The organism is Streptomyces sp. OR43, from assembly GCF_008042275.1.
GTDB lineage: Bacteria > Actinomycetota > Actinomycetes > Streptomycetales > Streptomycetaceae > Streptomyces.
Genome location: NZ_RDBK01000008.1, coordinates 27,851 through 42,077 on the forward strand (window position 1 = coordinate 27,851; position 14,227 = coordinate 42,077).

A 14,227-nucleotide genomic window follows, 5' to 3' on the forward strand; every position below is an offset into this window, starting at 1 on the left:
GGTTGAAGTTCTCGAAGCCGGGGACGACGCGGGAGATGCGGTCGCGGATCGTGGCGTAGTCCTTCTCGAACTCTTCCCAGGGGGTGGTGGAGGAGGGGCCGAGTACGGCGCGGGCGAGGCGGGCGACGATGGCGGGCTCGGAGAGCAGGTGGGGGCTTGCGGGGGTGAGGTTGCCGCGGGAGGCGTGCACCATGCTCATCGAGTCCTCGACGGTGACGAACTGCTTGCCGCCGGCCTGGATGTCCTTGTCGGTGCGGCCGAGGGTGGGCAGGATCAGGGCCCGGGTGCCGGTGACGGTGTGGGAGCGGTTGAGTTTGGTGGAGACGTGGACGGTGAGGCGTGCGGTGCGCATCGCGGCCTCGGTGACGTCGGTGTCGGGGGAGGCGGAGACGAAGTTGCCGCCCATGGCGAAGAAGACCTTGGCGTCGCCGTCGCGCAGGGCGCGGATGGAGCGGACGACGTCGTAGCCGTGGTGGCGCGGTGAGGTGATGGAGAATTCCTTGTCGAGGGCGTCGAGGAACGCTGTCGACGGACGCTCGAAGATGCCCATGGTGCGGTCGCCCTGGACGTTGGAGTGGCCGCGTACGGGGCAGACTCCGGCGCCGGGCCGGCCGATGTTGCCGCGCAGCAGAAGGAAGTTGACGACTTCGCGGATGGTCGGCACGGAGTGCTTGTGCTGGGTGAGGCCCATGGCCCAGCACACGATGGTGCGCTGGGACGCGAGGACCATGGCGAGGGCCTCTTCGATGGCGGAGCGCTCCAGGCCGGTGGCGGCGAGGGTCTGTTCCCAGTCGGCTTCCGCGGCCGCGGCGGCGAACTCCTCGTAGCCGTGGGTGTGTGCGGCCACGAAGGTCTCGTCGACGGCGCCCTCGGTCGCGAGGATCATCTTGTTGAGGAGCCGGAAGAGGGCCTGGTCGCCGCCGATGCGGATCTGGAGGAAGAGGTCGTTGAGGGCCGCGCCCTTGATCATGCCGAGCGGGGTCTGCGGGTTCTTGAAGCGTTCGAGTCCGGCCTCGGGGAGCGGGTTCACCGAAATGATCTTCGCTCCGGCGGACTTGGCCTTCTCCAGGGCGGAGAGCATCCGGGGGTGGTTGGTGCCGGGGTTCTGTCCGGCGACGATGATCAGGTCGGCGTGGTGGAGGTCCTCCAGGGAGACGGATCCCTTGCCGACGCCGATCGTCTCGGTGAGGGCCGAGCCGGAGGACTCGTGGCACATGTTGGAGCAGTCCGGCAGGTTGTTGGTGCCGAACTCGCGGGCGAACAGCTGGAGGAGGAACGCGGCCTCGTTGCTGGTGCGTCCGGAGGTGTAGAAGAGCGCTTCGTCGGGGGAGGCGAGTGCGCCGAGCTCCTCGGCGATGACGGCGAAGGCGCGTTCCCAGGTCACGGCCTCGTACCGGTCGGCGCCCTCGGGCAGATACATAGGTTGCGTGATGCGTCCCTGCTGGCCGAGCCAGTAGCCGCTGCGGGTGGCGAGGTCGGCGAGGGGGTGGGCGGCGAAGAAGTCCGGGGTGACGCGGCGCAGGGTCGCTTCCTCGGCGACGGCTTTGGCGCCGTTCTCGCAGAATTCGGCGGTGTGCCGCTTGTCGCCCTCGGGCCAGGCGCATCCCGGGCAGTCGAAGCCGTCCTTCTGGTTGACCTTGAGGAGGGTCTGCGCGGTGCGGCGGACGCCCATCTGCTGCTGGGCGATGCGCAGGCTGTGGGCGACGGCGGGCAGCCCGGCGGCGGCGTGCGGGGCCGGTTCGATCCGGGGTGCGTCCTGGACCGGGTCTCCTGCGGGCGGCTTGGTGGCCATCGTGCTCCCCTTCGAGCCTGCCGCGGACCTCGCGTGGTCCGCGGCGCGTGTTTCCGTCTCCTCCGATCCTGGCACGCGGGGCGGGCGGGCCGCCCGGTGAGCGGCCGCCGGGCACCGGCGGGCGGTGGCCGGTCCGGATTGTCAGTGGTACGTGGCAGGATCGGGGTGTGGCTGAGACGGCATCGAAGAAGACGGCAGACAACCGACCGCGCCTGCTCCTGATGGACGGGCACTCCCTGGCGTACCGGGCGTTCTTTGCGCTGCCTGCGGAGAATTTCACGACGGGGGCGGGGCAGCCGACGAACGCGGTGTACGGCTTCGCGTCGATGCTCGCGAACACGTTGCGTGACGAGGCGCCGACGCATTTCGCGGTGGCGTTCGACGTGTCGCGCAAGACGTGGCGCTCGCAGGAGTTCCCCGAGTACAAGGCGAACCGTTCGAAGACGCCGGACGAGTTCAAGGGTCAGGTCGAGCTGATCGGTGAGCTGCTGGACGCGATGCACGCGGACCGTTTCGCGATCGACGGCTTCGAGGCGGACGATGTCATCGCCACGCTGGCCACGCAGGCGGAGGCGGCCGGGTTCGAGGTGCTGATCGTCACCGGTGACCGTGACTCCTTCCAGCTGATCACGGACAACGTGACGGTGCTGTACCCGACCAAGGGCGTGTCGGAGCTGACGCGGTTCACGCCGGAGAAGGTCGAGGAGAAGTACGGGCTCACCCCGCAGCAGTACCCGGACTTCGCGGCGCTGCGCGGTGACCCGTCGGACAACCTTCCGGGTATCCCTGGGGTGGGTGAGAAGACGGCCGCGAAGTGGATCAACCAGTTCGGTTCGTTCGACGAGCTGGTGGCGCGGGCCGAGGAGGTCAAGGGGAAGGCCGGGCAGAATTTCCGCGACCACCTGGACGCGGTGCGGCTGAACCGTCGGCTGACCGAGATGGTCCGCGATGTGGAGCTGCCGAAGACCCCGTCCGATCTGGAGCGTGCTCCGTACGACCGCACGGCGGTCACCGGGGTGCTCGACGTGCTGGAGATCCGTAACCCGAGCCTGCGTGAGCGGCTGCTGGCGGTGGACCCGGGCAAGGCCGAGGACGAGGCTCCGGCGCCGGCCGCGGGCGTCGAGCTGGACGGTGCGGTGCTGGGCGCGGGCGAGCTCGCTCCGTGGCTGGCGGAGCACGGTGCGCAGCCGCTCGGTGTCGCCACGGTCGACACCTGGGCGCTCGGCAGTGGCACGGTCACCGAGATCGCGCTCGCCGCGGCGGGCGGGGCGGCGGCCTGGTTCGACCCGGCGCTGCTCGACGCGGCCGACGAGCAGGCGTTCGCGGCGTGGATCGCGGACGCGGACCGGCCGAAGGTCATGCACAACGCGAAGAGCGTGATGCGGGTCTTCCCGGAGCACGGCTGGCGGACCGAGGGCGTCTCGATGGACACGGCGCTCGCCGCGTACCTGGTCAAGCCGGGCCGTCGCTCGTTCGCGCTGGACGCGCTGGCCGTGGAGTACCTGGGCCGCGAGCTCGCTCCGGCGGCGGCGTCGGACGGGCAGCTGGCGTTCGGTGCGGACGACCGGGCCGAGGCGGACGCGCTGATGGCCCAGGCCCGTGCGGTCCTGGACCTCGGTGACGCGTTCACGGCACGGCTGAAGGAGGTCGGCGCGGCCGGGCTGCTGCACGACATGGAGCTGCCGACGTCGATCCTGCTGGCCCGTCTGGAGCGGCACGGCATCGCGGCGGACCGGGCTCATCTGGAGGGCATGGAGCAGCAGTTCGCGGGCGCCGTGCAGCAGGCGGTGAAGGAGGCGCACGCGGCGGTGGGCCGTGAGTTCAACCTCGGTTCGCCCAAGCAGCTCCAGGAGGTCCTCTTCGGCGAGCTGGGCCTGCCGAAGACGAAGAAGACGAAGACCGGGTTCACGACGGACGCGGACGCGCTGGCGTGGCTGGCCGCGCAGACCGAGCACGAGCTGCCGGTCATCATGCTGCGCCACCGTGAGCAGGCGAAGCTGCGGGTGACGGTCGAGGGCCTGGTGAAGACGATCGCGGCGGACGGCCGTATCCACACCACGTTCAATCAGACCGTGGCGGCGACCGGCCGGCTGTCGTCCACCGACCCCAATCTGCAGAACATCCCCGTCCGGACGGACGAGGGCCGGGCCATTCGGCGCGGCTTCGTCGTCGGCGAGGGTTTCGAGACGCTGATGACGGCGGACTACAGCCAGATCGAACTGCGCGTGATGGCGCACCTGTCCGAGGACGCGGGCCTGATCGAGGCGTTCACGTCGGGTGAGGACCTGCACACGACGGTCGCCTCGCAGGTCTTCGGCGTCGACAAGTCCGCGGTCGACCCGGAGATGCGGCGCAAGATCAAGGCCATGAGCTACGGACTGGCGTACGGGCTGTCCGCGTTCGGCCTGTCCCAGCAGCTGAACATCGAGGCGGGCGAGGCCCGGGGCCTGATGGACACCTACTTCGAGCGGTTCGGCGGGGTCCGCGACTATCTGCACCGGGTGGTGGAGGAGGCGCGGGCCACCGGCTACACGGAGACGATTTTCGGCCGCCGCCGCTATTTGCCGGACCTCAACAGCGACAACCGCCAGCGCCGCGAGACGGCCGAGCGGATGGCGCTCAACGCACCGATCCAGGGCACGGCCGCGGACATCGTCAAGGTCGCCATGCTCCACGTCGACCGGGCGCTGACCGAGGCGAAGCTGACGTCACGGATGCTGCTCCAGGTCCATGACGAAATCGTGCTGGAGATCGCCACGGGCGAGCGGGAGCAGGTGGAGAAGATCCTGCGCCACGAGATGGCGACGGCGGTCCAACTGCGGGCGCCGCTGGACGTGTCGGTCGGGGTCGGCACCGACTGGGAGTCCGCCGCGCACTGACGCGGGCCCCGGGGCGGGGCGTTCTCAGTCGCCGGTCCGGCTCGTGTCCCGGGCCGGACCGGCGACGAGGCCCGCCGGGGTGCCCCGGGCCCGGAGCCGCATCCACACGCCGTACAGCACGAGCCCGACGGCGAGCCCGGCGCCCGCGCCGAAGCAGGCGGTCGGAATGATGTCGAGCGGTGTGTCGACGTGCCCGAAGTGTGCGTACCAGCGCGCGCAGCGGTGCACGGTGCCCAGCAGTACGCACAGTCCGAGCAACGACGCTGCCCGCATCCGTGCCCGGTGGTCGAGGACCGGTACGGACGCCGGCGCCGGCCGGGCCCCGGCCCGGCGCAGCCCCGACACGGTGAACCACGCCAGCACCGTCAGCGCCAGGGCCGAACTGCCGTACTGCACCAGCTGGAACACCGGGTAGTCGCCCGCGTTCCGGCCGAGCACGGGTACCAGCCGCACGCCCCACCGGTCGTGGTGGGTGAAGGCGTCCCAGGTGACGTGCGTGGCGGCTCCGATGACGGCCGACACGACGAACCAGCCACCGCCCCGAAGGCCCCGCAGCCCTCGTCCGGGCGGGCGCCGGGCCCCGCGGACCCAGGCGTGCACGCGCCCCTGCCAGGGCGTCGGCAGCAGCGCCACGAGGGGTTCGSGCAGCAGCAGCCACAGCGCCACGGTCGCCGCGGTGATCAGGACGTCCACCGTGAGCACACCCCACCACGCGTGGGTGACCTGCCCGAACTCCATGGCGCCGGGGATCGCCGTGTCCGCGTAGTACGTCATGTCGGGGGCGAACGAACCGGCGACGAGTGCCGAGGCCAGGAGCGGTCCGCGCCCTGTTCCGTTGCGGCTGATACCGGGAAGGACAGCTGCGGCGTGGCTGAGCGTGAACGGCATGGGGGAAGTATGCGCGAGCAGCCGGCGCGGGCTTTTCACCGACTGGACAACTTGCGGACCCGAACGTGAGAAACCGGTAAGAAGCGGTCCGGCCGCTGTGTTCGCGCGGCACAAGTTGCCGTAGGGTCGCCTGAGTCCAGGCGCAGGGGAGCGCGGACAGCCGACGAGGGGGAGGGCCCACACGTTATGGCAGCGCAATTCGGTCGCCGACTGCGCAGAGGGGCGACCACGGCTGCCGTGGCCGCGGCCGCTGTGGCAGCGCTTTCCGCCTCGCAGGCCCCCGGCTCGCCCCTGGTGGCGTCCGACGGGGACCAGCCGGCCACCGGTACGGCGGGCTCGACGCCCTCGGGTGACGTTGCCGCGTCCGGCAACTCGCCCTACTTCACGGACCTGCCGCCGCTGAACACGCCCAACAAGCCGGGCACCTCGGTCAATCTGCCCGTGACGGGCAGTGCCGAATCGGGCATTCCGGCCTCGATCCTGGCGGCGTACAAGAAGGCCCAGCAGACCGTCGCGGGTACGGACGCCGCCTGCCGGCTGCCGTGGCAGCTTCTCGCCGCGATCGGCAAGGTCGAGTCGGGCCAGGCCCGCGGCGGCCGGGTCGACGCGCAGGGCACCACGCTCTCCCCGATCCTCGGCCCCGCCCTCAACGGCCAGGGCTTCGCGCTGATCAAGGACACCGACAACGGTGCCTTTGACGGGGACTCGACGCATGACCGGGCGGTCGGCCCGATGCAGTTCATCCCGTCCACCTGGGCGACCTGGGGCCAGGACGGCAACGGCGACGGCCGCAAGGACCCCAACAACATCTACGACGCGGCGCTGGCCGCCGGGCGGTACCTGTGCGCCGGCTCGCGCGATCTGGCACTCGCCGCCGACCTGGACCGGGCGGTCCTGAGCTACAACCACTCCGACGAGTACCTGCGTACCGTCCGGACCTGGTTCGAGTACTACAACCGCGGCACGCACGAGGTGCCGGACGGCACCGGCGTCCTGCCGGTCGAATCCAGTACCGGAACGCACCCGGGCACCGGCCCCGGTACCCATGGCGGCAGCCCGTCCTCCTCTCCGTCCTCCTCCCCGTCGTCCTCGCCCTCCGGTTCGCCGTCGCCCACCCCGACGCCCACGCCGCCGTCGAAGCCGAGCCCGACGCCCTCGGACCCGGGCGGGCCGGGCACGCCCACGACGCCGACCCCGACCCCCGAGCCCACGCCGACCCCGGCCCTGGCCGCCGTGCAGAACGCGGGCACCGGCGAGCTGTCGGCCACGGCGGGCGACGCCTTCGCCGAGCGGATCAAGGTGCTGGCGAAGAGCAACCTCGGCAAGCCGCTCGCCAAGGTCTCCGTGACCTTCACCGTCGTCGGTGACACGGACGCCGCGTTCGACGGCGGCAAGAAGACCGTCACCCTGCCCACCGGGACCGACGGCACGGTCACCGCGCCGGTGCTGAAGGCGGGCGAGAAGACGGGCACGTTCACCGTCCGTGCGACGGCCACCGGCACGTCGCTGCCCGCCGTCACCTACACGGCGGCCGTCACCGCGCGGCAGGCCGACGCCATCGCCAGGACGGGTACCGCGGAGCTGACCGCCGTGGCGGGCCAGACGTTCGCCGACGTCACGGCCCGGGCCACGTTCAAGGGCGCCGCCGCCGCCCGGGTCGCCGTCGCCGCCACCATGATCACGGACGCCGAGAAGCCGGCCGAGAACGACAAGGGCCCGTACTTCACGGATGACGACGGGAACCCGGTCCGCACCTTCGTGTTCACCACGGACGCCGACGGCACGCTCACCCTGCCGAAGATCTACGCCGACGGCGCCGCGGGCACATACAAGCTGCGCCTGACCACCGCGGGCGGCGCCACCGCCGTCATCGAGCTCACGGTCGAGGCCCCCGCAGCCTGACCCACCCGCACCAGGGCCCACCAGAGGCCCGGAACAGCCCCTTGCCCGGCACCCGGCCAAGGGGCTGTTCTACGTGTTCTCATCTCCGGCCCGGGTTGCTACGGTGCCCCAGCCCTGACGACCCATCAGTTCCGAGCTTCCGGGAGGCCGAGCATGCGCGCCCTGATTGCCGCAGCCATCGGACTGGCCGCCGCCCTCGCCCTCGTACTCACCATCAGTGCGATCGGTGCGCCGCCCGGCGAGACCTCGCCCAAACCCCTGCTGACCACGGTCCCGGGCCCGAAGAACTAGCCGTCCGCACCACGGAATGCAGAGGGAGGACACCCCATGCGCCGCCGAGCCAGCCTCGTACTCCTGGCCTTCGCCGTCTTCTTCGCCGCGCTGTCACCGCTGTTGCGCTGGTACGCCTTCCCGCGCCTCGCGAAGATCCCGCCGAACCAGTACCAGGAGACCGTGCTGGAGGCGAAGCCCGCGACTCTCCTCGACTACAGCACCCTGAAGGCCAAGAAGGTCGACAAGATCACCATCGTGCAGACCCTCAAGGGCAACGTGGAGGAGTCCGAGAAGATCGAGCGCAGCGCCGGCCGCGACGTCGTCGTCTGGGACGCCCTGTCCTATGTGCAGGGACCCGACGGCAAGATGGTCTCCAAGATCCCCGAGCGCTACATCTTCGACGCGCACAGCCAGGACCCGGTCCACGCCACGGGCGAAATGGTCGACGGCGACCCGGTGAACCGCGAGGGCATCGAGTTCAAGTGGCCCTTCCTCACCGAGAAGCGCGACTACGAGTACTTCGACGCCCAGACCCGTACGAGCTCGCCCATCCACTACAAGGGCACCCAGGACTTCCGCGGCATGGAGGTCTACTACTTCGAGCAGACCATCCCGTGGACCAAGGTCCCTATGCCGAAGACCATGCCGATCAAGGGCATCACCCCCGCGCAGATCGCCAAGACCGGCATCACCCGCTGGTACACCACCAAGCGGATGTTCTGGGTCGACCCCGTCACCGGGGCGCCGGTCAACGGCGAGGAGGTCCACAAGGAGGAGCTGCGGAACGCGAAGGCGATGGGCATGGCGACGGACACCGTCACCGTGTTCGCCGGGCACGTGAAGATGCGCGAGGACTACATCGTCTCGATCGTCGACCTGGTCAAGTCCCAGCGGGTCCTCGTCCTCCTGCTGACCTCCTACCTGCCCTGGGGCTTCCTCGTCCTGGGCGCCGGGCTGCTGGCCCTGTCGCTGTGGCTGGAGGCGCGCTCGCGGCGGCCGGGCGGGGCGGAGACGGTCGGACGGAAGGAACCGGAACCCGCGCCTACTCCCGCCTGAGCCGCGCCTTCGTGAACCGGGTCGCCTCGACCGTCGTCGGGTCCTCCGGCCACGGATGCCGCGGGTAACGGCCGCGCAGCTCCGCCCGCACCGCCTTGTAGCCCTCCCGCCAGAACGACGCCAGATCCGCCGTCACCGCCGCCGGACGCCCCGCGGGCGAGAGCAGGTGCACCAGCACCGGTACACCCGCCACCCGCGGGGTCTCCTGGAGACCGAACAGCTCCTGGAGCTTCACCGCGAGCACGGGCTGGGCGCCCCCGTACTCCACCCTGATCCGTGAACCGCTCGGCACCTCGATCCGCTCCGGAGCCAGCTCGTCCAGCCGGGCCGCCTCGCCGGTCGCCCAGGGCAGCAGCCTGCGCAGCGCCTGCCCCGCGTCGATCCCGCCCAGGTCCGAACGGCGCCGGGCCCGCGACAGCTCGGGCTCCAGCCACTGCTCGGTACGGCCGAGGAGCGCCTCGTCCGACACCTCGGGCCAGGGCCCGCCCAGCTCTCGGTGGAGGAAGGCCAGCCGCTCCCGCAGCTGCTCCGCGTCCCGGCTCCAGCGCAGCAGCCCGAGGCCCTCCCGCCGCAGCCCCTCCACCAGAGCCTCCCGCACCAGGGCGGGATCCGGCCGCTTCAGCGGGCGCGCCGACAGCTCCACGGCGCCCAGGCGCTCCACCCGGCGGGCCACCACGTCCCGGCCGTCCCAGCGGACCTCCTCGCCCGCGAACCGCAGATGCCCGGCCGCCACCCGGGCCGTGTCCTCGTCGATGACCGCGGCGAGCCGGACCTGCGCCGACGCCGCGTGCGCCGGACGGTCCGCGACCGCGACCGCCAGCCACGGCGCGCTGCGCAGCCGCGAGCCCTCCCGCAGCTCCGCGCCCGTGCCGGACGCCATCAGGAACGTCCCCTCGCCCCGGGCCCGCGCCACCCGCTCGGGAAACGCCAGAGCGGCGACGAGTCCCACGGCGGCGTCGTCCGTGCCCGCACCGCCGGTCCCGGAACCCTTGAGGGAGGACGACAGCCGCCGCACCTCCTGCCGCCAGCGGGCCGCGTAGCCGTCCTTGCCCAGCCGTGCGGTACGCAACGCCGCGGCCAGGTCGTCGCCGTAGTCCCGAGGCGGCTCCTCGCTCAGCAGCGCCACCACCTCCGCGGCCCGCCGCCCGCCGACCTCGGCCGCCCCGTCCAGCAGTGCCCTGGCCAGCCGGGGATGCAGCCCCAGCCGGGACATCCGCACACCCCGGTCCGTCACCCGCCCGTCGGCCTCCACCGCGCCGACCGCCGTCAGCACCTCGCGGGCCGCGCCCATCGCCCCGGCCGGCGGCGGGTCCAGCAGGGCGAGCCCCGCGGCGTCCGGATCGCCCCAGCAGGCCGCCTGGAGGGCGAACGCGGCCAGATCTGCCACCTTGATCTCGGGGGAGGGGAACCGGGCGAGCCGCCCGTCCTCCGCCTGCTCCCAGCAGCGGTAGACCGTCCCGGGAGCCTCCCGCCCGGCCCGGCCCGCCCGCTGGCGGCCCGCCGCCTGCGAGGCCCGTACCGTCGTCAGCGCGCTCAGCCCGCGGGCGTGGTCGGTGCGCGGCTCCCGGGCCAGCCCCGAGTCGACGACGGTACGCACTCCCGGAACGGTCAGCGACGACTCCGCCACCGACGTCGCCAGCACCACCCGCCGCCCGTCGGACGAACCCGCCAGCACCGCGTCCTGCACCGCGGCCGGCGCCCGCCCGTGCACCTGGAGCACCTCCGCGGCCACTCCGGACAGCTGCCCCGCCACCCGGCCGATCTCGCCGACCCCGGGCAGGAAACACAGCACGTCGCCCTCCCGCTCGGCCAGCGCCCGGCGCACCACGGAGGCGACATGCGCCAGCAGCGCCGGATCGACCCGCATCCCGTGCGGCGGCCGCACCGGGCGGACGGGCGGGGCCCACACCACCTCCACCGGGTGCGAGACGCCCTGCGCCTCGATCACCGGGGCGTCGCCGAGCAGCCGGGCCCAGCCCTCGGCGTCGGTGGTCGCGGACGCGGCGACCAGACGCAGGTCGGGGCGGATCGCCTCCCGTACGTCGAGCAGGAACGCGGCCACGGTGTCGGCGTCCAGGTGGCGCTCGTGGCATTCGTCGATGATCACCACGTCGATGCCGGCGAGCTCCTGGTCGCGCTGGAGCCGCTGGAGCAGCACCCCGGTGGTGACGACCTCGACCACGGTGTCCGGGCCCATCACCCGCTCCCCGCGCACGGTGAAGCCGACCCGTTCGCCCGGGCGCTCGCCGAGCAGCCATGCCATCCGCCGGGCCGCGGCCCGGGCGGCGATGCGCCGCGGCTCGGCGACCACGACCCGGCGCACCGGTCCTTCGCCGGTCAGACCGGCCAGGACCAGGGGGACGAGCGTCGTCTTGCCGGTGCCGGGCGGCGCGCACAGCACCGCCAACCCGCGGTCGTCGAGCGCCTGCCGCAGCGCGGGCACGGCGGTGCGGACGGGCAGCTGGTCCAGGGCGTCGGTACGGATCACGCCCCCAGTCTCGTACGGCGGGGCGCCGCGTCCCGCACCGGCGGGTCTGTCCGCCCCCCGTGCGGAGGGAGCCGCCGAGGGCCCCGGCCTCTGTTTTGCACGAAGGCCAGGGCCGAGGCTCCGGCCTCAGTCCCGTACGAAGGCCGGGACCGCGGCCCGGTACTCAGTCCCGTACGCAGACGAAGATCGCGGTCCCCGGGATCAGGTTGCCGCGCAGCGGCGACCAGCCGCCCCACTCCTGGTTGTTCCACGCGGGCCACTCCGGCTCGACCAGGTCGGCCAGCCGGAAGCCGCCCGCCACCACGTCCCGCACCCGGTCGCCGAGCGTGCGGTGATGCTCCACGTACACCGCCTCGCCCCGCTCGTCCTGCTCCACGTACGGGGTGCGGTCGAAGTAGGAGGCGGCGACGGACAGGCCCTCGGGCCCCGGCTCGTCCGGGAACGCCCAGCGGACCGGGTGCGTGACGGAGAAGACCCAGCGGCCGCCGGGGCGCAGCACCCGGTGGACCTCGCGGAACACCTGGACCGGGTCGGCGACGAACGGCACCGCGCCGTAGGCGGAGCAGGCCAGGTCGAAGGAGCCGTCCCGGAAGGGCAGCACCCCGGCGTCCGCCTCGATCAGGGGGATGCCCTCGCCGATCCGCAGGGCGTGCTGGAGCTGGCGGTGGGAGAGGTCGAGGGCGACCGGCCGGGCGCCCTGCGTGGCCAGCCAGCGCGAACACTGTGCGGCGCCCGCGCCGATCTCCAGGACGTCCAGGCCCTTCAGCGACTCGGCGGGGCCCAGCAGACCGGCCTCGGCCTCGTCGAGGCCCTCCGGGCCCCAGACGAAGCGGTCGTCGCCGAGGAAGCCGCCGTGGTCGTTCTGGTACTCGTCCGCGTTCCGGTCCCACCAGCCGCGGCTGGCCCGGCTGCTCTCGGCCTCGCCGGCGTCGCGGCGCGTCGCCTCGGGTTCGGCCGCGTAGATCTCTTGGCTCATCGTGTCCGTCGTTGTAGTTTGCCTTCACCCCGTGGTGCGCGGTACGTACCAGGGGAGACCTGTGAGCACGGAACCCGCGTGTCCGGAACGTCTCCGGGGCCGATGTGGCCTCGGTGAACCTGAGTTGTGCCGGGTATGGGCCGTTCCGCCCCTGGTGTGCGCCTTCGCGCATTGACCGTGCCCTGCTGCCCCCGTATGCTACAAGTTGCGCTGCGAGCCTGCGCGCCTCAGACCTAGCAGGCCGCGCTCGCATCTGTATGTATGTCCCCTCGGTTCACGAGAGGCGCCTCCCGGTTCACGGGTCGGCGCTTCCCAGGCTGTCCGGCTTCTGCAGAGGCGATACGGGCTCACGGCGTAGCAGTAACTTCGACTCACTGTCCGTACCGGAGCCCTTTCCCACATGACGAGCAGCACCGAGACCACCGCCACCACTCCGCAGGTTGCGGTCAACGACATCGGCGACGCGGACGCGTTCCTCGCGGCGATCGACGAGACGATCAAGTACTTCAACGACGGCGACATCGTTGACGGTGTCATCGTCAAGGTTGACCGCGACGAGGTTCTCCTCGACATCGGTTACAAGACCGAAGGTGTCATCCCGAGCCGCGAGCTCTCGATCAAGCACGACGTCGACCCGAACGAGGTCGTCAAGGTCGGCGACGAGATCGAGGCCCTGGTTCTCCAGAAGGAGGACAAGGAAGGCCGCCTGATCCTCTCGAAGAAGCGCGCTCAGTACGAGCGTGCCTGGGGCACCATCGAGAAGATCAAGGAAGAAGACGGCATCGTCACCGGTACCGTCATCGAGGTCGTCAAGGGTGGTCTCATCCTCGACATCGGCCTCCGTGGCTTCCTCCCGGCGTCGCTCGTCGAGATGCGCCGCGTCCGCGACCTCCAGCCGTACGTGGGCAAGGAGCTCGAGGCCAAGATCATCGAGCTGGACAAGAACCGCAACAACGTGGTCCTGTCCCGCCGTGCCTGGCTCGAGCAGACCCAGTCCGAGGTCCGCCAGACGTTCCTCACGACCCTCCAGAAGGGTCAGGTCCGCTCCGGCGTCGTCTCCTCGATCGTCAACTTCGGTGCCTTCGTGGACCTGGGTGGCGTCGACGGTCTCGTGCACGTCTCCGAGCTGTCCTGGAAGCACATCGACCACCCCTCCGAGGTTGTCGAGGTCGGCCAGGAAGTCACCGTCGAGGTTCTCGACGTGGACATGGACCGCGAGCGCGTGTCCCTGTCGCTCAAGGCGACGCAGGAAGACCCGTGGCAGCAGTTCGCCCGCACGCACCAGATCGGGCAGGTTGTTCCCGGTAAGGTCACCAAGCTCGTTCCGTTCGGTGCGTTCGTGCGCGTCGACGAGGGCATCGAGGGCCTGGTCCACATCTCCGAGCTGGCCGAGCGCCACGTGGAGATCCCGGAGCAGGTCGTCCAGGTCAACGACGAGATCTTCGTCAAGGTCATCGACATCGACCTCGAGCGTCGTCGCATCAGCCTCTCGCTGAAGCAGGCCAACGAGTCCTTCGGTGGCGACCCGGCCTCGGTCGAGTTCGACCCGACGCTGTACGGCATGGCTGCGTCGTACGACGACCAGGGCAACTACATCTACCCCGAGGGCTTCGACCCCGAGACCAACGACTGGCTCGAGGGCTTCGAGGCTCAGCGCGAGGTCTGGGAGACCCAGTACGCCGAGGCGCAGCAGCGCTTCGAGCAGCACCAGGCCCAGGTCATCAAGTCCCGCGAGGCCGACGAGGCCGCTGCTGCCGAGGGCGCTGCCGCCCCGGCCGGCAGCGCTCCGGCTGCCTCGGGCGGCAGCGGTGGCGGCGGTTCGTACTCCTCGGAGTCCGCGGACAACTCCGGCGCCCTGGCGTCGGACGAGGCCCTGGCTGCCCTGCGCGAGAAGCTGGCGGGCGGCCAGAGCTGACGCTCTGACCTTCCGGCCGGTCATCGGCTGCAGTAGATGACGGTGAGGCCCGCTCCCT

The 14,227-nt window shown here is 71.5% G+C and carries 9 protein-coding genes; 5 read left to right on the forward strand and 4 right to left on the reverse strand.

Features of this window, described 5'->3' with window-relative positions:
• Positions 1 to 1,792: FdhF/YdeP family oxidoreductase (locus tag EAO72_RS04080; RefSeq protein ID WP_148016408.1), on the reverse strand; the 1,792-nt coding region annotated here is incomplete at its 3' end.
• A 167-nt stretch (positions 1,793 to 1,959) separates the two neighbouring features.
• On the opposite strand from EAO72_RS04080, the gene polA reads away from it, so the two are divergent.
• Entirely contained in the window at positions 1,960 to 4,671 is a 2,712-nt protein-coding gene (polA, locus tag EAO72_RS04085; RefSeq protein ID WP_148015830.1) for a DNA polymerase I, read from the forward strand.
• A gap of 24 nt (positions 4,672 to 4,695) precedes the next feature.
• Here polA and EAO72_RS04090 read toward each other — a convergent pair whose 3' ends face one another.
• The gene (locus tag EAO72_RS04090) at positions 4,696 to 5,559 is read right to left on the reverse strand and encodes a DUF4184 family protein (protein ID WP_148015831.1); all 864 of its coding nucleotides are present in this window, start codon (positions 5,557 to 5,559) and stop codon (positions 4,696 to 4,698) included.
• 186 nt (positions 5,560 to 5,745) lie between these two features.
• On the opposite strand from EAO72_RS04090, the gene EAO72_RS04095 reads away from it, so the two are divergent.
• From EAO72_RS04095 to EAO72_RS04105, 3 genes are all read left to right on the forward strand, one after another.
• A complete protein-coding gene (locus EAO72_RS04095; protein WP_148015832.1) occupies positions 5,746 to 7,461 on the forward strand; it encodes a lytic transglycosylase domain-containing protein in 1,716 nt (571 codons plus the stop codon).
• A 153-nt stretch (positions 7,462 to 7,614) separates the two neighbouring features.
• Complete coding sequence (locus EAO72_RS04100; RefSeq protein WP_148015833.1) at positions 7,615 to 7,752, forward strand: SPW_0924 family protein; 138 nt, start codon at positions 7,615 to 7,617, stop codon at positions 7,750 to 7,752.
• Between the two features lie 36 nt (positions 7,753 to 7,788).
• Positions 7,789 to 8,790 carry a PorA family protein gene (locus EAO72_RS04105; RefSeq protein ID WP_148015834.1) on the forward strand — a complete coding sequence of 334 codons (1,002 nt, stop codon included), beginning with the start codon at positions 7,789 to 7,791 and terminating at the stop codon, positions 8,788 to 8,790.
• Here EAO72_RS04105 and hrpB read toward each other — a convergent pair.
• Complete coding sequence (gene hrpB, locus EAO72_RS04110; RefSeq protein ID WP_148015835.1) at positions 8,777 to 11,278, reverse strand: ATP-dependent helicase HrpB; 2,502 nt, start codon at positions 11,276 to 11,278, stop codon at positions 8,777 to 8,779. The two genes, EAO72_RS04105 and hrpB, sit on opposite strands and share 14 nt — an antisense overlap.
• Before the next feature lie 163 nt (positions 11,279 to 11,441).
• Entirely contained in the window at positions 11,442 to 12,254 is an 813-nt protein-coding gene (locus EAO72_RS04115; RefSeq protein ID WP_148015836.1) for a class I SAM-dependent methyltransferase, read from the reverse strand.
• A gap of 400 nt (positions 12,255 to 12,654) precedes the next feature.
• Between EAO72_RS04115 and rpsA the strand changes: the two genes are divergently transcribed.
• Positions 12,655 to 14,169 carry a 30S ribosomal protein S1 gene (gene rpsA, locus EAO72_RS04120; RefSeq protein WP_136330605.1) on the forward strand — a complete coding sequence of 505 codons (1,515 nt, stop codon included), beginning with the start codon at positions 12,655 to 12,657 and terminating at the stop codon, positions 14,167 to 14,169.
• Positions 14,170 to 14,227: the final 58 nt, after the last annotated feature.

What these genes read in the sequence shown, in the direction of transcription:
- EAO72_RS04095 (WP_148015832.1), top strand. Translation starts at nt 5,746, where the DNA reads ATGGCAGCGCAATTCGGTCGCCGACTGCGCAGAGGGGCGACCACGGCT.
- EAO72_RS04100 (WP_148015833.1), top strand. Translation starts at nt 7,615, where the DNA reads ATGCGCGCCCTGATTGCCGCAGCCATCGGACTGGCCGCCGCCCTCGCC.
- EAO72_RS04105 (WP_148015834.1), top strand. Translation starts at nt 7,789, where the DNA reads ATGCGCCGCCGAGCCAGCCTCGTACTCCTGGCCTTCGCCGTCTTCTTC.
- EAO72_RS04115 (WP_148015836.1), bottom strand. Translation starts at nt 12,254, where the DNA reads ATGAGCCAAGAGATCTACGCGGCCGAACCCGAGGCGACGCGCCGCGAC.
- rpsA (WP_136330605.1), top strand. Translation starts at nt 12,655, where the DNA reads ATGACGAGCAGCACCGAGACCACCGCCACCACTCCGCAGGTTGCGGTC.